This window comes from Shewanella sp. CAL98-MNA-CIBAN-0140 (assembly GCF_040309905.1).
GTDB lineage: Bacteria > Pseudomonadota > Gammaproteobacteria > Enterobacterales > Shewanellaceae > Shewanella > Shewanella psychromarinicola.
In genome coordinates, this window is record NZ_JBEOPI010000007.1 from 81,173 (window position 1) to 101,223 (window position 20,051).

At 41.6% G+C, this 20,051-nt stretch carries 18 protein-coding genes; 8 read left to right on the forward strand and 10 right to left on the reverse strand.

What is annotated here, in order from left to right:
* Positions 1-76: 76 nt before the first annotated feature.
* From bamB to rlmN, 7 genes are all read right to left on the reverse strand, one after another.
* A complete protein-coding gene (bamB, locus tag AAEY93_RS05485; RefSeq protein ID WP_124011989.1) occupies positions 77-1,312 on the reverse strand; it encodes an outer membrane protein assembly factor BamB in 1,236 nt (411 codons plus the stop codon).
* A gap of 12 nt (positions 1,313-1,324) precedes the next feature.
* Positions 1,325-1,945 (reverse strand): tetratricopeptide repeat protein, encoded by a 621-nt coding sequence (locus AAEY93_RS05490; RefSeq protein WP_101032397.1) that lies wholly within the window; start codon positions 1,943-1,945, stop codon positions 1,325-1,327.
* Between the two features lie 14 nt (positions 1,946-1,959).
* Positions 1,960-3,234, reverse strand: coding sequence for a histidine--tRNA ligase (gene hisS, locus AAEY93_RS05495; protein WP_101032398.1), 1,275 nt, complete (start codon positions 3,232-3,234; stop codon positions 1,960-1,962).
* 98 nt (positions 3,235-3,332) lie between these two features.
* Positions 3,333-4,448: a flavodoxin-dependent (E)-4-hydroxy-3-methylbut-2-enyl-diphosphate synthase gene (ispG, locus tag AAEY93_RS05500; RefSeq protein WP_101032399.1), complete on the reverse strand. Its 1,116-nt coding sequence runs from the start codon at positions 4,446-4,448 to the stop codon at positions 3,333-3,335.
* 30 nt (positions 4,449-4,478) lie between these two features.
* Positions 4,479-5,456, reverse strand: a complete 978-nt coding sequence (locus AAEY93_RS05505) for a RodZ domain-containing protein (RefSeq protein ID WP_124011990.1) — start codon at positions 5,454-5,456, stop codon at positions 4,479-4,481.
* A complete protein-coding gene (pilW, locus tag AAEY93_RS05510) occupies positions 5,456-6,241 on the reverse strand; it encodes a type IV pilus biogenesis/stability protein PilW (RefSeq protein ID WP_101032401.1) in 786 nt (261 codons plus the stop codon). Before pilW ends, AAEY93_RS05505 begins: the two co-directional genes overlap by 1 nt.
* 31 nt (positions 6,242-6,272) lie before the next feature.
* Entirely contained in the window at positions 6,273-7,394 is a 1,122-nt protein-coding gene (rlmN, locus tag AAEY93_RS05515; RefSeq protein ID WP_351075348.1) for a dual-specificity RNA methyltransferase RlmN, read from the reverse strand.
* A gap of 524 nt (positions 7,395-7,918) precedes the next feature.
* Here rlmN and AAEY93_RS05520 point away from each other — a divergent pair.
* From AAEY93_RS05520 to AAEY93_RS05535, 4 genes are all read left to right on the forward strand, one after another.
* Entirely contained in the window at positions 7,919-8,977 is a 1,059-nt protein-coding gene (locus AAEY93_RS05520; RefSeq protein WP_124011992.1) for a hemolysin family protein, read from the forward strand.
* A gap of 616 nt (positions 8,978-9,593) precedes the next feature.
* Complete coding sequence (locus tag AAEY93_RS05525; protein ID WP_351075350.1) at positions 9,594-11,330, forward strand: bifunctional metallophosphatase/5'-nucleotidase; 1,737 nt, start codon at positions 9,594-9,596, stop codon at positions 11,328-11,330.
* Between the two features lie 141 nt (positions 11,331-11,471).
* Positions 11,472-11,774 (forward strand): NrfJ, encoded by a 303-nt coding sequence (locus tag AAEY93_RS05530; RefSeq protein ID WP_101032405.1) that lies wholly within the window; start codon positions 11,472-11,474, stop codon positions 11,772-11,774.
* 57 nt (positions 11,775-11,831) lie between these two features.
* Positions 11,832-12,338: a GNAT family N-acetyltransferase gene (locus AAEY93_RS05535; RefSeq protein WP_124011994.1), complete on the forward strand. Its 507-nt coding sequence runs from the start codon at positions 11,832-11,834 to the stop codon at positions 12,336-12,338.
* Between the two features lie 284 nt (positions 12,339-12,622).
* Here AAEY93_RS05535 and AAEY93_RS05540 read toward each other — a convergent pair whose 3' ends face one another.
* The gene (locus tag AAEY93_RS05540; protein WP_101032407.1) at positions 12,623-12,835 is read right to left on the reverse strand and encodes a DUF3820 family protein; all 213 of its coding nucleotides are present in this window, start codon (positions 12,833-12,835) and stop codon (positions 12,623-12,625) included.
* A gap of 739 nt (positions 12,836-13,574) precedes the next feature.
* Between AAEY93_RS05540 and AAEY93_RS05545 the strand changes: the two genes are divergently transcribed.
* The 4 genes from AAEY93_RS05545 (at position 13,575) to AAEY93_RS05560 (ending at position 16,510) form a co-directional block, all read left to right on the forward strand.
* Positions 13,575-14,321: an AAA family ATPase gene (locus tag AAEY93_RS05545; protein WP_124011995.1), complete on the forward strand. Its 747-nt coding sequence runs from the start codon at positions 13,575-13,577 to the stop codon at positions 14,319-14,321.
* Positions 14,281-14,703 (forward strand): hypothetical protein, encoded by a 423-nt coding sequence (locus tag AAEY93_RS05550; RefSeq protein ID WP_101032409.1) that lies wholly within the window; start codon positions 14,281-14,283, stop codon positions 14,701-14,703. The genes AAEY93_RS05545 and AAEY93_RS05550 overlap by 41 nt, the downstream gene beginning before the upstream one ends.
* A 325-nt stretch (positions 14,704-15,028) precedes the next feature.
* Positions 15,029-15,853: a M90 family metallopeptidase gene (locus AAEY93_RS05555; RefSeq protein WP_101032410.1), complete on the forward strand. Its 825-nt coding sequence runs from the start codon at positions 15,029-15,031 to the stop codon at positions 15,851-15,853.
* 51 nt (positions 15,854-15,904) lie between these two features.
* Positions 15,905-16,510: a nuclear transport factor 2 family protein gene (locus AAEY93_RS05560; RefSeq protein WP_351075355.1), complete on the forward strand. Its 606-nt coding sequence runs from the start codon at positions 15,905-15,907 to the stop codon at positions 16,508-16,510.
* 152 nt (positions 16,511-16,662) lie between these two features.
* Here AAEY93_RS05560 and AAEY93_RS05565 read toward each other — a convergent pair whose 3' ends face one another.
* Positions 16,663-18,126: an HDOD domain-containing protein gene (locus AAEY93_RS05565; RefSeq protein WP_502959550.1), complete on the reverse strand. Its 1,464-nt coding sequence runs from the start codon at positions 18,124-18,126 to the stop codon at positions 16,663-16,665.
* A gap of 521 nt (positions 18,127-18,647) precedes the next feature.
* Positions 18,648-19,964, reverse strand: a complete 1,317-nt coding sequence (gene aceA, locus AAEY93_RS05570; RefSeq protein ID WP_124011997.1) for an isocitrate lyase — start codon at positions 19,962-19,964, stop codon at positions 18,648-18,650.
* Positions 19,965-20,051: the final 87 nt, after the last annotated feature.

A 20,051-nucleotide genomic window follows, 5' to 3' on the forward strand; every position in this document is an offset into this window, starting at 1 on the left:
AAAAAGCCCCCGGAACGCTTCCAGGGGCTCTAGTAAGGATATTATACCTTAATTAACGCAACAATAGTGCTAGGACTTATTCCGCATCTGTTTCGGTATCTTCCTCAAGATTCTTTTGCTCTTGTTTGTTCAAACTCACAATGGCGACTTTGCCGCTGCGACCTTGAACATAAATTTTGTCATCCACCACTAAAGGTTGGCCATATAAGCCATCGCTGTCAACTTCAATGCGGCCAACAACCTCACCGCTAATACGGTCAATAAAATGCAAGTAACCTTCGAAGTCACCGACAACAATATAGTTATCTATTACTGCTGGAGCCGTTAACTGACGATTTTTAAGCTCAGAATTACTCCATAGCTCTAAACCATTACGGCGATCGACTGAGTAAATACGGCTATGATCGTCCACTAAAAACAGGCTGATACCTGCTGCGGCCAAATCATTAAAGCTTGAGTATTTACGCGACCAAACTACGCGACCATTGCGAAGCTCCATAGAGACTAAATTACCATTGTAACTAGCAACATACAGATTCTCACCCAATATTAATGGCGTCATATCAATATCGGCCATACGGGTAAACTCATTGGCACCGGTCGGACTAAAAACGGTTTGTTCCCACGCTGCTTGACCATTACTTTTAACAACAACAGCTATTTTGCCATCTGCAGAACCTAAAAAGAAACCGCCCGCTTCATAAACCGCAGAACCCGTACCCCGTAAAGTGAGGTTTGGCAGTTGCATCTCATAGCTCCATAACTTTTCGCCGTTATCGACATTAAATGCTTCAAATGTGCCTTTACTGGTATTCACTGCGACAACATCTTCTGCCACTGTGGGTGCCGATAATAATTCGCCATTAGCTTGCGTAGACCACACAACGTCACCCGTTGCCTCATCAAGCGCGACTAATAAGCCCGTTTCGCCACCAATAAACACTTTACTGCGTGCCGCAGTAACACCCGCAGCTAAACGAATGCCTTTAGTTTTGGTTCCAAGCTGCTGTTCGAAGACATCATTAAAGTCTTGCTTCCAAAGCTCATCACCACTTGTTTCGTCAAAAGCGACAACTATACCGTTGCGATCAGCAACAAACACTTTGCCATAACGGACGCTGGGACGAAGTTGCGAATAATAATCGCCGACGCCATCACCAACACTGGTATCCCAAATAATTTCAGGAAACACCGTTGCTTGTATATCAACTAATTCACTAACAGGCTCTTCTTCAACATCACTTGAAGAACAAGCAGACATAAGAGCAACACTTAACCCAACGGCAAGTAAATTTTTGCACCACGACTTCATCGGCTAAGTTCCTTATGCCTTATTTAGATTATCTAACTTCATGGTCAGCGCTGGACTGGTTAACGCACCACCATTATCCACTGCTGCTTGATAAGCTAATTTGGCTTTATCCAAGTCACCTTGACGCACTAAAAAGTCACCTTTTAATTCTTCACGTTGAGAAGCAAATGCTTTATCAGTCACTTGATCTAACGTGGCTAACGCCATGCCTACATTATTTTGCTCAGCTTGAATACGCGCTAAACGGATCATCGCGACCATGCCCAAACCAGCACCAGGTTGCGCCGCAATCACTTTGGTAAATGAAACTTCTGCTTTAGCCAAATCACCCGCTTCAACTGCCGATTTTGCTATTATCAATTCGAGTAGCGCTTGATAACCTTGCTGATCATGTTCTGATGCAAAGCTTTCTGCCTGAACCAATAATGCAGCAGGATTATTCACCTGTGTCACGATAGACTGAAATGACTCTGAAGCTTCTTCAGCCGCCGTCACTTGCATGTCTGAATAAGTATTCCATCCATATAAGCCACCAAGGCCTACCACGGCACCCACGACAATCGAGGTACCATAATCTTTCCAGAACTGCTTGATAGCATCTACTTGTTGTTCTTCTGTGCTATAAATTTCCACTGGCACTTCCCCTTTTAAATCAGTTCTGCAATTTTAGTTACGAGTTCACTACGCGTAACCAATTGTTGTTCGTTGTTAGTTCGTAATGGCTTAATAGCGACTTGATTACTGGCCAATTCATTTTCACCAATAATTAACGCAAACTGAGCACCGCTTTTATCGGCACGCTTCATTTGCTTTTTAACGTTACCGCCACCGCAATGACTCATGACTTTAAGCCTTGGTAAATGTTGACGCAACTCTTGAGCCACTTTAATGGCTTCTACTACGCAGTTATCGCCCATTGCTGTGACATAAACATCCACTTCAGCGGCAATGTCACTGGTTAACTCGAGCGTTTCAAGCAATAGTACAATCCGCTCAAGACCCATAGCAAAACCAACAGCGGGGGTATCTTTACCACCAAGTTGACCGACTAAACCGTCGTAACGTCCACCTGCCAATACCGTACCTTGCGAGCCCAAACTAGTGGTAACCCATTCAAATACAGTACGGTTATAGTAATCTAAACCACGGACTAAACGCGGATTGATGGTGTATTGGATGCCAACAGCGTCTAAGAGTTCACACAAAGTTGAAAAATGTGTCTTTGATTCTTCACCAAGGTATTCCATCAATACTGGTGCATCGCTTAAAATAGCCTGCACTTGTTGCGATTTACTGTCTAGCACACGTAATGGATTTGAATACATCCGACGTTGGCTATCTTCATCTAATTTGTCTTTGTGTTGCTCTAAAAAAGCAATTAACGCATCGCGGTAAGCAGCACGCTCAGCGGGATCGCCTAGGGTATTAAGCTCCAGCGCAACATGTTCTTTAATGCCTAACTGGTCCCATAAACGGGCAGATAACATTAATACTTCAGCATCAACATCGGCGCTGCCGATCCCGAAAACTTCAACACCAAACTGATGAAATTGACGATAACGACCTTTTTGTGGACGCTCATGACGAAACATGGGTCCCATATACCATAAACGTTGTTCTTGGTTATACAGAAGGCCGTGCTCATTACCCGCGCGAACGGTTGAGGCGGTGCCTTCAGGGCGTAAGGTTAAGCTGTCATTGTTACGATCGCCAAAAGTGTACATTTCTTTTTCAACAATATCGGTCACTTCACCAATAGAGCGTTTAAAAAGATCAGTACTTTCAACAATAGGAGTGCGAATTTCGCTATAACCAAATGCACTAACTGATGAGCGCAATACGGCTTCGACTTTTTGCCATAAAGGACTTTGCGTTGGCAGAATATCATTCATACCGCGAATAGCTTGGATTTGCTTTGCCACTGTTAACTTGCCCAATTCTTGAATTAGCTTGCACTAATAAAATGTAAATATACCCTCAACATAGACAACACTTAGGTTGTCATGCACAGGATTAATGATTATTCAGTTTTGTCGGTGATCGCGATGCGATTTGCCATCATGCTTGCTTTAGCACGGATTTTGGCTTCTAAGCCATCGATAATATTTTTATTGTCAAAGCGCTCTTTTTGACGCACTCCGCCATCATAATAACCGCTCTTTGCATGGCCGCCAGTTAAGCCAATATCTGACACCAGTGCTTCACCTGGACCATTAACCACGCAACCAATAATGGACACGTCCATTGCAGTGGTAATGTCTTCAAGACGACGCTCAAGTTCATTGACGGTACTAATCACATCAAATTCTTGGCGCGAACAAGAAGGACAAGCAATAAAGTTAATCCCACGGCTACGAATGCGTAAAGACTTTAAAATATCAAAGCCCACTTTAATTTCTTCAACGGGATCGGCCGCTAACGAAATACGTATGGTATCACCGATGCCTTCTGCCAATAACAGACCCAAACCGACCGCTGATTTGACTGAGCCTGCGCGCAGGCCGCCAGCTTCGGTAATGCCTAAATGCAAGGGTTGACGAATTTGTTTCGCCAGTAAGCGGTATGATGCAACAGCAAGGAAAACATCTGAGGCTTTAACGCTGACTTTAAATTGATCAAAATTTAAACGGTCTAAAATATCTACATGACGCATTGCTGATTCTAATAAGGCTTCAGCCGTTGGCTCGCGATATTTGTCCATTAAATCTTTTTCAAGCGATCCACCATTCACTCCAATACGGATTGGAATGTTGTTATCGCGCGCGCACTCAACAACACTGCGAATACGTTGTTCATTACCAATATTACCCGGGTTAATACGTAAGCAATCTGCACCGTATTCTGCCACTTTAAGGGCAATACGATAGTCAAAATGAATGTCGGCCACTAAGGGAACATTCACTGACTGTTTAATCATTTTAAAGGCTTCAGCTGCGTCCATCGTCGGTACAGAAATACGCACAATATCAGCACCGACTTTTTCTAACGCCCGGATTTGCGCAACGGTTGCTTCAACATCGTTGGTATTAGTGTTCGTCATCGATTGCACAGCAATCGGCGCACCATCACCAATAGGCACATTGCCCACATATATACGTGTAGATGGTCTGCGAATAATTGGGGATTCGTTATACATGCGAATATGCTCTATTGCTATGCTAAAGCATTATGACGCTTTAGGCAGGGTTAATCTTGCTACTCGGCCGTCGGAAAACGCAGCTAAACTGACGTTATTACCATCGAGACTGATACTGGCTACTTGAGGCGCACCCAGGATCACTTTAAAAGGTTTTGTACCACGGACTTCTATTCTTTGTGCCGCATTTTTCACACCATCAACCATCACTTTGCCATTGGCATCAGTTACGTTAACCCAACAGTCACCCGAAAGTTCAATCGTTAACACACTCTCAGAACTTGATACGCTCGTCTCTGTTATGGTTGACGATGGCGTACTCGGTTGAGTTAATGCCTGAGTTGAGCTCGCCGCGTTTTGCGCTGTTTGGATAAGATTATCTTCAGCTTCGATCGCAGCCCTGCTAGCTGCATCAGTTGAACTATCGATGCCTTCAGTCACATAATCTGACTCACTGGTGGTGTTTTCAGCTTGCGATTGTCCAGATTCACTGCGAATGATTTGCTGCGGATCAAGCATGCTACTTTCCGCGGCAATTTCTTCAACGGTTGGCTGTGATAAATCAACATTTGTCAGTAACGATGATTTTTGAACCCACCATAACACCAGCATCGCTATTAATATGGCAACAATAAGGTAAGTCACTAAATTAAGCCGACTATTGCGAGCTTGATGGATCGTCTTACGTGAAAAACTTTGCATTACCGGTGCCACGATTTCAGGCACTTGACGGCTTAAACATTGCTGTATTACAGCCATGTCGGCGCTAACAAAACGAGCATAATTCTTAATATAGCCTCTCACATAAGTGATAGAAGCTATATTAATAAAAATATCATTTTCAAGATCATCGATGATCTTGGGACGTAAATGCAATTGGGTTGCAACGGTCTCAATCGAGATCCCCTTTGCTTCGCGAGCCGCTTTTAAAATGGTGCCGGCTGTCACTACGTCTTTTAACAAATCCGCCTTTTCTGCGTCTTGTTCTACTTCGAATTCATTAGTCATTAATTCAAGTTAGCTCTATAATTTTTGGCTTGTGGAGATGCAGGAAACTTCGCAATTAATAAAATGCCAAATCGTTTTACGGCCTCTACATCGTTCGCCGCCCGCTCAATCTTAATCCCTAAGGCTAAACTTTCTGCTGATTCACTAGCAACTCGATGGTATCTTGCGAGTTGTTCGCGCGCATTGCCGTAGTCAGCATCTTCCATGGCTAACTCGGTTAGTTCTAACAACGTTACTTGCCGTCTTTTATCATACTTTAACGCCATATTAAAATACTGTCGCGCTTTTTCTTTATCACCTGCTTTGCGACTGCACACCCCTAAGTTTTCATAACTCGATGCTGTGCGGGTATATTTAGGTGTTTCAATCGCAGCAAGAAACATTTTCTCAGATTCGACAAATTTATTTTGTTGACACAAAAACACCCCAAAGTTATTCCGCGCATCACCAGTGACATCACTAAAGCTAATGGCCTTTTCGTATGATGCTTCGGTTCGCTCTAAATCACCTACGGTTTGGTAATAATAAGCCATTGCCATATGAACTTCGCTGGTATTGGGTGCATATTCAACTGCTTTATTTAAATTATACTTAGCTTGTTCGCTATTACCACGATTTAGATAAGTAAGTCCGAGATGCATACGCTCTCTAGCGGCCCCCTGCTTATCAAACTGACGTTCAGCTACAGGGATATCAGTACCACTGTAGGTACGCTCAGTCACACAAGCAGTGACAGACAAAGCCAATAAGGTAATCAGACCAACCTTTTGCATTCCGTGCATCATTTATAAGCCTATTATCTATGTAAACAACGAGTTATTCCATTGTGACTGAAATCTGATTCTGTTGCATTTGTTTTTTTGCTAAACGCTTTGTTCTATCACGAATATCACCCGCTAACTGGCCACAAGCAGCATCAATATCATCCCCACGGGTTTTACGCACAATAACGGTGAGGCCATGTTCTATCAATACTTTAGAAAAACGGTCTATGCGTGAGTTAGATGAACGGCCGTAAGGAGAACCAGGATACGGGTTAAACGGAATTAAGTTAATCTTACATGGAGTATCTTTCATTAACGTTGCAAGTTCATGCGCTTGGTCTGTGCTGTCATTAATATGATCAAGCATCACATATTCAACCGTTACGCGGCCGCGATTTGCATTAGACTTTGCTAAATAACGACGAATGCCCGCTAAAAATTCTTGTAATGGATATTTTTTGTTAACCGGAACCAACACATCGCGCAGTTCATCATTAGGGGCGTGGATACTAACCGCTAATGCCACATCAATAACGTCACCGAGTTTATCAAGCGCAGGTACCACACCAGAGGTTGATAAGGTCACGCGACGTTTAGATAAACTAAAGCCAAAATCATCAAGCATAATATCCATCGCAGGGATCACATTGGCAAGGTTAAGCAAAGGCTCACCCATACCCATCATCACTACGTTAGAAATGGGTCTATCGCCGGTGTCTTTATGGAAACCTAAAAATTGCGATACTCTCCAGACTTGACCGACGATCTCCGATACCGTTAAGTTACGGTTAAAACCTTGCTGACCAGTAGAGCAGAAAGTACATTCTAAAGCGCAACCCACTTGCGACGACACGCATAACGTCGCGCGGTCCTCTTCTGGAATATATACCGTTTCGACTTCTTGACCCTGACCAACATTGATCGCAAATTTAATGGTGCCATCAGCAGACTCTTGAAAATTAGCAATTTCAGGCGCAACAATTTCATATTTCGCAGCCAATTTTCCACGTAGAACTTTGTTTATGTTGTTCATTTCTTCAAAATCAGTGACCCCAAAGTGATAAATCCACTTCATTAACTGATCGGCACGAAACGGTTTTTCGCCCATTTCACTGAACAACGCACGTAGTCCTTTACGATTAAAATCTAATAAATTGATTTTTTTTACACTCATCTGCCTAACCTCAAAACACCAAAACCTGTAACAGGGCGGCGAATTATACAGTTAGCATCACGTTTTAGCCAGTATCTCGAGCATCGAGTTTACTCAATATATCTAGTATCGTGTTCGTGTCGTGTTTTAGCCACTGTCGCGAGTCCATCGAGTTGACTCAATATCGCTATTGTCGTGTTCGTGTCGTGTTTTAGCCACTGTCGCGAGTGCATCGAGTTTACTCAATATCGCTATTGTCGTGTTCATGTCGTGTTTTAGCCACTGTCGCGAGTCCATCAAGTTTACTCAATATCGCTATTGTCGTGTTCGTGTCGTGTTTTAGCCTCTGTCGCGAGTCCATCGAGTTGACTCTGTATCGCTAGTATAGTGTTTTAGTTACTGTAGAGAGTGAATCGGATGTTTACTCAGTATCGCTATTGTCGTGTTCATGTCGTGTTTTAGCCACTGTAGCGAGTGCATCGGATGTTATGATAGAATTGATACAGTTTATTTAGTCTACCTCGAGGAAGTTTCTACTTACATTTATGTTAACTCTTTTTTTGATTGTCTTTTTTGCTATTTTCATTTCATTTCTATGCAGTATTTTTGAAGCAGTCCTCTTATCTGTTACTCCAAGTTATATCGAAACCCTCAAAGAAACTCACCCCTTTATTGCTGCACGCCTCGATAAGCAAAAGCAAAATATTGATTCTCCATTAGTCTCTATCTTAACGATAAATACCATCTCACATACCATGGGGGCTTCTGTTGCTGGTGCAAAGGCGGCCATCATATTTGGTAGTGAAATGCTTGGCGTATTCTCTGCTGTTCTGACTTTTTTAATTTTATTCTTCTCAGAAATCATTCCTAAAACCTTAGGGGCTAATTACTGGCGCAAATTGGCTCCATCGGTATCACTATGTTTATATTGGATGGAAAAGATGACGATGCCTTTAATTTGGATGACTCAAAAAGTCACCAATCTCTTCGGCAAAGGCGAAAAAGGTCAATACATTCGTCAAGAACTCAGCGCAATGACCCAAATGGGGAAAGACAGTGGCGAATTAAGTGAGCAAGAATCACAGATGTTAACGCAAATGTTGTCGATGAAAGACATGCACGTCAGTGACATCATGACCCCCCGCACAGTGATTTTTAAATTACCAACTCACATCACTAATGAGCAATTTATCGACCAGTATTTGTCCAGTACTTTTACCCGGATCCCGATTTATCAAGGTGATCGTGACAATGTGATTGGTTATGTCAATCGTAATGATATTATACTTCAGTCTCGCCAAGCCCCAGATACTGAAATTGGAGAGCATTTAAAAAATTTACTCGTCGTCCCCTCTTCCGTAAGAGTATTGCCGCTGTTTCAATTAATGATCAATCGTAGTTCAAAAATCGCCTTGGTGGTTGATGAATACGGTTCAAGCGAAGGCATTGTGACGATTGAAGATATCATCGAAACCTTAATTGGTTTAGAAATCGTTGACTCAAAGGATTTAACGCCCAATATGCAAGCATTGGCGCGCAAACTTTGGCAACGACGGATAAAAAGTAAAGGTTTAGTCATATACGATGAAAATAATATGGGTTAATTGAGCCTCCGTTATTGGCTATAAAATCAGACTAACCAATTATTAACATTCAATTTATAGCCTTTTTTATACCAACTGAATGATGTATATTCAAATTTATCTTAATCATTAACAATGTTAACAGCAATTCGATTAACTAATTGTTAAAAAAGGTGTTTTACCATTGTTAACCCACTAAACTTGTTGTGATCACGGGGCTAATAGTCAATCCTGCGTTAGCCTCAATCCATACCATAGTACAGTGTAAATATGTCGCATTATTATCTATAACCTCATCTCTGGACAATCCTTAAGATAATAAACCGTTCTCAAATCGCTTTTTGTCCCGCGATCGAAGTGGCATTGACTTGCAACAACAGCGCTATTATCGCCTTTACTCGCAAAACAAAAGGCAAGGTTAATAAACCAGACAACACGCTAATTTATATCACTTTATCTTACTTATACCAGAATTGAAGTTAAGTACGATCAATAAAAGACTCTTAGGTATTCTGTTTCTGCGTTACATGGCAACTCTTGCGCCAACAAGCTTAAATTGAAAGACTAGGGGAAACGCTGAGTGATTACATATTTAATGAAATGGGTATAATATACCGACATTAAATTGAGGGAAAAAATGCCAAATATTTATCGTTTATCTATTGCTCACATTAATGACACTCATTCTAACTTCGAACCTAGTCCAGTCCATTTTAGCCTGACAGCCCAACAGCACACTTATAAACTAGAAGCCCATTCTGGTGGCTATGCGCGTTTAGGTTATCAAATAGAACAGGCAAGACAGCAAGCCGCGGCCCAGCAAACTCCATTTCTATTTTTACATGGCGGCGATAGCTTTCAAGGCACTTTATATTTTAGAGAGTTTAAAGGTGCAGCCAATGCCCATTTACTAAACCTGCTAAAGCCCGATGCTATGGTCATAGGTAATCATGAAATCGATGCGGGTAACAGCCCTGTTCAAGCGTTTTTAAATCGTATCGATTTTCCGATATTAGCCGGTAATATGGATTTAAGTCAGGAAGACCGCCAGAAAACAGGCCGACTTTATGGCCATCCAATGCTATACGACTTTGATGACTCAACTGAAACGGCCAAAGTATTAATTAAGCCGTTTTATGATACCAAGCTAGCGATAATTGGCATCACTCTTGATCAAATGCGCTTAATTGCCAGACCGGATCCTGATACCCACTTTGTCAATGCCATCGAGACCACGGAGCGAACAATACAACGCTTGCACCAACAAGGTATTCATCACATTATCGTCCTGAGCCATTTAGGCTTAGATCAAGATAGGGAACTGGCCGCAAAAGTTGATGGCATAAGCCTGATTGTAGGTGGTCACTCGCATACGCTCCAAGGCGAGCTGAGTGATATTGGCCTGAGTAATATCCCTTATGGCGAAACAATTAATTCAACGCCGATTTTACATGCCGGTAAATATGCTGAAACGGTTGGTTTAGCTGAAATATGTTTTGACCAACAAGGTAAGGTTGTCAAACTGTTGGGTAACAATTACTTTATGCTCGATAACAAGATTACCGTAACCACAAAACAAGGCACTGTTGCTGACAGTCATACTTCAGCGGCATTAATTGAACAACTTTTTAGTCACCCTTGTATTAAAGATGCCCAACATGATGAAGAGATCCACTCGGTCATTCACACCCAATATAGACCATCATTAGACGCAATAGAAAATCAAATTCTAACCCATATCCCGCGCGATTTTGTCCATACTCGCCTGCCCAGTAAACATTTTCCTCACGGCAGTGAAATTGCGCCTTGGGTCAGTAGAAGCATGTATAAAGCCGCAAAAAATATTGAACCGAATATTGATTTTGCCCTCCATAATGCTGGCGGTGTTAGACAGTCGTTGAATAAAGGCCAATTGTCATTAGCGGATGTAGTAGGACGGATTTTACCTTTTGAGTTACCCCTGACCTTGTACCAAATCCAAGGGAAATATGTCATTGAAGCGCTTGAGTCTTCAATTAACTCGGCAACCAATAATGGTATTATGGGTACTGGCGCAGGTAGTTTTCCTTATCCTTACGGATTGCGTTACTTCTATGATGGTAAGCAAATTAAAGGGCAACGGATCACCCAAGTCGAAATTTACAAACAAGATCAATGGCAAACCCTTGATCCTAAAAAGCTGTATCTCGGGGTATCAAGTTCTTATACCGCTGCGGGTAAAGAAGGATATGAGGCATTGTTGCTGGCACATTGGCAACAATCGATAACGGATCAAACATTACCAGAAGCGTTTATCGATTTTGTCAGTCAATATGGACACCTCATTAACGGACTACTATTGGCCAATGTACATTATATTAGCCACCGCGATTAAACCAGCATGCCTAACAGCTGGGAGACCGCAATAATTCGTAGTAGATCACAGACCTCAGTGAACAGAGATGGTTAAATAGCATAAAGTTGAGCGAATCTCGTTATCCATTATCATCTGTAGATAAAAAATAGGAATACATACATGAAAGCTAAATTAATCGCATTTGCAGCAGCGGCCACCTTGGCTATAGGTGTATCTTCAGCATGGGCACAAGGCGCTTTACATCAAGCTGAAGTTCTCGACACCATGAATGGCGGTGGTTATACCTATGTTCAGTTAAAAGAAGCTGACAAAACATACTGGGCAGCAGGTCCGCAAACTGAAGTAAGCAAAGGTGACAAGGTCGAAGTGTCAGAGCAAATGTGGATGAGTGACTTTAAAAGCTCAAGCCTCAACAGAACATTTGATAAAATCATGTTTGTTGGTGATATTAATAAAAAATAGTACGTTTTATTGCTAAAACCTTACATAATTGACCAATCTTATCGATTGGTCTTTTTTATGCAAAATTCATTTCCTCATCCTTATCAAATCGTGGATTTTTCTGCGTCAAATGCAACTCAAATCAGTCAATTGTACCATTGTGCCGTGCAAGGTATTATTCATCCAAGATACCCAAAATTAAAACTCAATGCATGGTCCTCAGCACCCCGTTCCGCTAAATTTTGGCAACTAAGATACAAACGAAATAAAGCATGGTTAGCGCTTGATAACCAGCACGTTATTGGCTTTATTAGTGTGGAAACACACTTTAAATATCAAGGTTACATAGACTGCTTATATGTGCACCCCAACTACCAACACCAAGGCATCGCCAGCGCCTTATACAGTCACTTACAGCATTGGGCAATACAGCAACAATATTCCAACCTCAGTGTTGATGCATCATGCTTATCTAAGCCCTTGTTTGAAACCATGGGCTTTATCTTGCAACACACAAGCTATCAGCAAAAACGCGGTCAAACCTTTACCGGCTTTTACATGAAAAAACCTATTCTAAAAGCCTAGGTGCTAGGACGCTTCGCGGCTAGATCCTATAACAGCGGTAGAACTAGAGCTAGAACGATAACTGCACGCCATTGCGTGGCCTCAAAAAGGGCGCTAACGAGCGAACGCTTTGACCGCTTTATTTAGCAGCGTAGCGATCTAGCAGGACGCAGTCCGCCCTAGCCTCTAGGCTGTTACGCTTGTTATCGCTCTTCCCTGCTTTATTTAGCAGCGTAGCGATCTAGCAGGACGCAGTCCGCCCTAGCCTCTAGGCTGTTATCGCTTGTCATCGCTTGTTACCCGCTTCAACGCTTTAACAGCGGTTGTAGCATTTCTTCCAATCCATTGAGTTTCACTTCATACATTAATGCGAGTTGCTCACCGAGCTTGCCCTCTGGAAAACCTTTAGAATGAAACCAGACCAAATACGGTTCAGGTAAATGCAATAATTTACGTCCAGCATATTTACCAAATGGCATGGTTTGATTAATCGCTTCTAACAATTGCTGCTCATTCATCACTATGGCTCCAGGCCTTTGATTATCAATAAGGTTATTGTATTACCCATCACATTAACTATTTTATCAGCTCAGAGTCATTTTCAAAACTGCTTTAGGCTACGCCAAATCAACAGATAATGGATCTGTTTGCTATAGCGGGCCGTAAAGGCACCAGCAACGGAATAGCATAACTGACGGATGTCGAGTTAATGGCCATTCATGTCAAATCAGCACCAAGTTCACTTCAAAAACAAGCTCAAGTGACAATATCGAGCATTAATAAAGCGACTAATAAAGCCACTGCTAAAGTAAATGCTAAAGTTAAATACCCTATTTGACCTCAATTCTGGTTAATAAACGCTTATCAAACAGCCCTTAGCTTAAAAATAACCCATTTAGCTGCATCATCAAGTTATATCAATTAGCTATATTAAAATCATCCTATAGTCATTTAATGTATATAAATTGGTTATCTCGTTGCTGCCAATATTAAAACGGTGTCAGCACACTGGATTGTTAACCGTATTTAACTGGCGTAAGTCATTATTAAATTTAACCTTTAAGTAACATTGACGCATGTAAACTAGCGCCGTCAATTTTCTGTCTAAACACTCAACACAGTCAAATAACCGCCCAGATGACATTAATAAAAAACTGTCAAAAATCAACTAATTGACTAAACCCGCATCCATAATTACAGTGAGTTATCAATTACATTTAACGATGTAAGTTAATTTATATTGGGAGGGCAACGTCCATGATCATATTAGTTGGTGGTGAAAAAGGCGGCAGTGGTAAAAGCTGTCTTGCGCAAAATATTGCGGTATTCCTGACCAAAGAGGCGAATGCAAGCGTGATTATGGTCGACTGTGATCCACAACGAACCACATCAGACTGGATCCAAGCCCGTAACAATAATCCTAAATTACCTGCTATTAACTGCGTGCAACTCTATGGAAAAATTCGTAATGACTTACTCAGCTTAGAGCAACATTACGACTACGTTATTGTCGATTGCGGTGGCCAAGATAATTTAGCCCTTAGAGCAACCATGTCAGTGGCATCCCATGTGTTAATGCCATTACGCCCCAAACGACGCGACTTAAAAACCGTCAGTCATTTAGACGATATCGTCGCCACTTGTTTGATGATTAACCCAAAAATGAAAGCGTCATTCGTGATCACGCAGTGCCCAAGTTTACCTAATCAGGCAAGCAGAATTATAGAAGCAAAAGATGTTTGTCGTACCTACGACATTAACGTGTTAGATGCGGTTAACTACAGTCGTAATATTTACGACGATAGTGAAGAATCGGGATTATCTGTATTTGAATTAGAGCCAAAAGGTAAAGCGGCATTAGAAATGCGCAGTATTGCCTGCGAATTACTCGAAATTACCGATGCAAAACAACTCATCGAACAGCGCAATACTGCATCAAATGTGACCACATTGAGAGGAAATTATGGGACTAGCCGATCTCAAGAAAAACGCTTCGTTATGTAAAAATACCACTAACATTGCGGTATCGATTGATGACTTTATTGCGGCAGCCGATTTATATGCTGCGGGTCAAGACCGTCCTCAACATGATGCAAAGCAAACAATTACGACAACCAATGCCGATAACCAGAGCAATATAATCGATTTTCTACAGCGTAAATATCCACAGTATCTTGAACCAATGGTGTCTGCGAATAAAAGCAAAAAACAGCCTTACAAACACTGTACATTTACCTTAAGTGAAACGGCAATAAATGAACTAACATTACTGAGCCAACAAGGAGTCATAGCAAAATCAAAACTCATCAGGCAATTGATTTCACAACATTTCAGTCTATCACCACAACAACAAAAAATGTTAGAGGCTAATTTTTCAGACCAGTAATACATCTTAAATACACCTAATAATTGCAAATAAGTACTCTTTTCTCCCCACCCTTTTGCTGGCAACAAATATGAGGTTAATATTTGTTAGTCAGTGCTTTTTTTTAAAGTTTAATGCCTTCATTCCAACCAAAAAGTTAATAGCCGACACCCTGATCACTATTTAGTTTTCACTAAAGCTTGAATTTGTTCAATCGCTACCCCATTAATTATTAATACTCACAGTATGAAAAAATGAGCAATGCACTCATCGGCAAGCTCCAGTAATCAATAATGATGGGTTCGAGACAATAATTTAACTCCCCTTCGACCACCAGGACATGTCTATGATCGCGATTATAATATTGCTCGTTATATCAATGATAGCCGTGGGGTGGATCGTCAGTAGTCAATGGCGTATCAACCGTCAACGTAATATCGTCACCCGTCAGCCATTTCCCACACGATGGCGTAACATATTGAAAACCCGCTTTCCATACTTTAAAGCCATGCCGACGGATTTGCAGCTTCAGCTCAAAAAACATATTCAAATCTTTATCGATGAAAAACAATTTGTGGGTTGTAACGGATTCGAAATTAATGACGAAGTAAAAGTCACCATCGCAGCCCAAGCCTGTTTATTATTACTCAACCGTAAAACCGACTATTACCCTAAACTGAAGCAAATTTTAGTCTACCCAAGTGCATTTATTGTTGAGCAAAACCGAACTGGCCTCGGGGGAGTACAATCGACCCAACGTAATGTCTTGCTAGGTGAATCATGGGAGTATGGTAAAGTTGTTTTATCATGGAACAGCACTGTAGAAGGCGCGGCAGATCCATTTGATGGCAGTAATGTGGTCATACACGAATTTGCTCATCAACTTGATCAAGAAGATGGCAGCGCCAATGGCGCTCCTCCACTGCGAGATATCACTTCATATCGCTCATGGTCAACAACACTGGGGCAAGAGTTTCAGCAACTTCAGTATTGCGCTCAGCATCATATCCCGTCATTATTCAATTATTATGGCGCGACCAATCCGGCGGAGTTTTTTGCGGTGATCAGTGAAACTTTTTTCGAACGACCTGTAGAGTTTTATCAACAACATCAACAATTGTATAAAGAATTGAGCCAATTTTATCAGCTAGATCCCATAAATTGGCACTAGAATACTAATAGTAAAAACATCATAATAATTCACAATATGAAAAGGGATACTATGCAATCAATTATCCACCGACTCGGTTTTATTGCCGTGTTAATGACCACAGTGACGGCTTTTGACTTACACGCAACGCAGGCGGAAGAATTAACCACAGAACAAAGTCAAACCGAGCCGAAAAATGAACACGTGAGTCAACAAGTGAGCTCCGAAAGCGAAGCTGTGATTAAAGACATCAATCAAAAAAACGAGTTAATTGACAGCCAAGGTTTATCTGCAAAAGACAGCCAAGCTGTTAGTGGCTTATTAAATCAATTACATGAAAGTGCTGCTGCAGCAGACTGGAGTACTTATTTTAGTCTTTATCACCCACAAGCCGTGTTTATTGGCACCGATGCATCAGAGCGTTGGAATATGGTTGAATTTGAGCGCTATGCTAAACCCACTCAAGGTTGGCACTACGATGTAAAATCGCGTCACTTGTTACAAATTGACGATACGATTGTATTTGACGAACAGCTCTACAGCCCAGCTTATGGCGTCAGCCGTGGTACTGGCGCGTTAGTACAAACAGTTGATGGTTGGAAAATTGCTCAGTATCATTTGAGTTTCCCAATCCCAAACGACAAAGCTAAACGTATTACCAGCTTAATTATGCAATAAGGATTTAAGGATATGGTGGCCATTGTCGATTATCATGACCACCATAAAACTGAATACCTAATACCTAATACCTAATACCTAATATCTAAAGCTTAGCTTTTAAGATTGTCGGTAATTGCACAACATTCAGCATTCAAGAATCAATAATCCTTCTATGTCATTGACACCCTAAAACACACATTCGCTAGTTCACTAAAGTGTGTAAAACTGTCGAAATCTTCTTGCTCAAAATGACGTTCAGAACCCTGCCTATCGGCATAGAATAACCCTAACACTTTATGACCTACACAGAGTGGCGCTAATAAAAAACCATGTTGAGAAAAACGTTCAACTAGCACATCATCAACTTGTACTTTGCATTCATTACTGGTTGGTGTATTTACCCAAAAGCTCTTTTTTTGCCCCACACATTGAGTGAAAACCGATGTTGGATCATCAAGTTCAATCACAAAGGCTTGTTTTAATAACTCTGCACCATCACCCATCATCACTCTGGGTTGTAATAATTTACGGCTCGGTGATAGTAACAACACGCCACAACGATCCAAGCCAACACCGGTTAGCATCCCTTCTAATGTGGTGTGCATTATTTGATTAAAATCAGTTTTCTCCACCGCATAATGAGTGAGTTGCCTCAATTTGCTTAATTGATAACCTTGGTTGGTTTGTCGTATCTCTGTGGGCTCAATCGGAGAATCGGCTTTTTCTAATACGTCGCCAGTATTAGGTAAATAAGACACTATGGCTTTGGCACCATATTCAATGGCTAACTTATGGGTGATGTCACTGCAATCAATGAATCGTTGTGTAAACTCATCCACACTGATGTCTAACATCTCTGCGGCTTGGGATAAGCGCTTATGTAATTCTTCAGCATTAACGTTAGGCTGAGAAACAATTTCTGATAACTTATTCGCTAAAAATATACAACGGATCTCAGGCATGCGCTCATCAGGTTGTGCTAAAGACTTAATCAATACTTCACCTAAACCCCAACTTCTGGCAATACTTTGGGTAAGCTGAGGAAATGAGGTGCCAAGTTCAGCTCGGATCAGTGATTTTTGCTCAATGTTATCCTCAATGGTTAATAATTTTTTATCCAGTTGCTCGGTCTGCTCACCACCCATACTCCAAAAAGCACTTTCACCTATCCGATATAACAAAGAGGCAATAAACACTTCTTCACGCAACGACTCGCCCTTGTCGCTCATCATCATTCGAGCCAACATCGCCGCTTGAAATGACTGCGCCATCAGCTTTAATAAACGCTGGTAAACACCTTCTGAAAGGTGTTTATTTTCTAATAAGCTGGTCAGTAATTTAGCGGTAAGACAGATATTGCGAATAGTATCAAAACCTAGCACCACAGCCGCGCGGCTAACCGTTGAGACTTGACTAATGCCTTTGTTGTATATGGCGCTGTTAGCCACTCGTAAAATACGTGACGTTAATGCGTTATCGTGCATCACACTTCGACCTAATAAAGATAACGAAGACACATCGTCTTTTGCCAGCCTTTCTAAATCAAGCACGGTTGAACATAATGCAGGCATTTCTTGATCACTGATCCGTTTAGTCCAGTAATCAGCCCCTTTTTGCGGAGTCATAGGTTTCAAAAAAACAGCCTAAATGTAACAAATATTATTTTCAGTATACTCAATTTCATCACAGTGTCTTGTAGATATTGTTACTCGCTCAAGCTAGCTCACGTATCAACGCAAAAACAACACTTTCGGCATCCTCAATCATACTGACTGGCAAGTTAACAAAATTGACTCTAGCACACTGAATAAACGACAATTTATATTGTGATTAATCACTTTATTTAGGCTCTGCTTATCTTTTTGCTTAGGAGTGGTCTGAGGTGCAACCCACCAATGCCATATTAAGGTCAATCCGTGGGATTTTTGGATAAATGAGTAGGTAAAAAAAAACGGCTCGCAAGAGCCGCAATCACAAATAATGTGGTTAAAAAAGCTTACCGGGAGGAAGTACCCAAACAATCAGGATCAACAACTAAGCATATACTTATAATCCATCATACTTGGATAAAAATCCCGTACGACCTGTAGGTGAGCCGCACGGGGTTACAACAGTCACAAAGTGACTAAGCTTGTAAAATGGTCAGGCAACTATCTTAGAACTGTTCTTCTTCAGTAGAGCCCGTTAGTGCAGTTACTGAAGACTTACCGCCTTGGATACATGTTGTTACTTGATCGAAGTAACCAGTACCCACTTCTTGCTGATGCGACACGAAAGTGTAACCTTTCTTAGCTGCAGCAAATTCAAGTTCTTGTACTTTTTCAACATAATGCTTCATGCCTTCGCCACGTGCATAGTCATAGGCTAAATCGAACATGTTGTACCACATGTTATGAATGCCTGCTAACGTGATGAACTGGTACTTGTAGCCCATGTTTGATAACTCTTGCTGGAATTTAGCAATTGTTACATCATCCAAGTTCTTCTTCCAGTTGAACGAAGGAGAACAGTTATAAGCAAGTAGTTGATCTGGGTACTGTGCATGAATGGCATCAGCAAACTTCTTCGCTTCTTCAAGACAAGGTTTAGCGGTTTCACACCAAATTAAGTCAGCATAAGGTGCGTAGGCAAGACCACGAGAAATCGCTTGGTCTAAGCCAGCTTTAACGCGGTAGAAACCTTCGTTAGTTCGCTCGCCTGTCACAAAGTCACGGTCATATTCATCACAATCTGAAGTCATTAAATCGGCAGCATTAGCATCAGTACGTGCAATAACTAACGTATCTACACCGCTCACATCTGCAGCTAAACGGGCAGCAACAAGCTTTTGTACTGCTTCTTGGGTTGGCACTAGAACTTTACCGCCCATGTGACCACACTTTTTAACAGACGCGAGTTGGTCTTCAAAGTGAACCCCAGCAGCACCAGCATCAATCATCGACTTCATTAGTTCGAAAGCATTTAGTACGCCACCAAAACCCGCTTCTGCATCTGCAATAATAGGTAGGAAATAGTCAGTGTAATTGTCATCACCAGGATTGACTTCTTTGCCCCATTGAATTTGGTCAGCGCGGCGGAATGAGTTATTAATACGGCTTACTACTGCTGGTACAGAGTTAGCTGGGTATAGTGATTGGTCAGGATACATAGTGCCCGCTAAGTTAGCGTCCGCAGCAACCTGCCAGCCTGATAAATAAATCGCTTCAATACCCGCTTTTGCTTGTTGTACAGCTTGACCACCTGTAAGTGCACCAAGAGAGTTAACGTAGCCTTTCTTAGCGCCGCCATTAACCAGAGCCCACAATCTTGCGGCACCCAGTTTCGCAATCGTATTTTCTGGCACGACAGAGCCACGTAATGCGACGACTTCTTCAGCGGTAAAAGGACGCTTAACCGATTTCCAACGTGGATTTTCAGCCCAATCTTTCTTAATAGCATCAACCTGTTGCTGACGAGTTAGTTGTGTAGTCATAATGTCGCTCCTTCCTGTGTAATGGGTCGGCAAAGTGAATTTTTCGACTTTGCCTAATTCAGTAGTGTTGTAATTAATATTCTGATA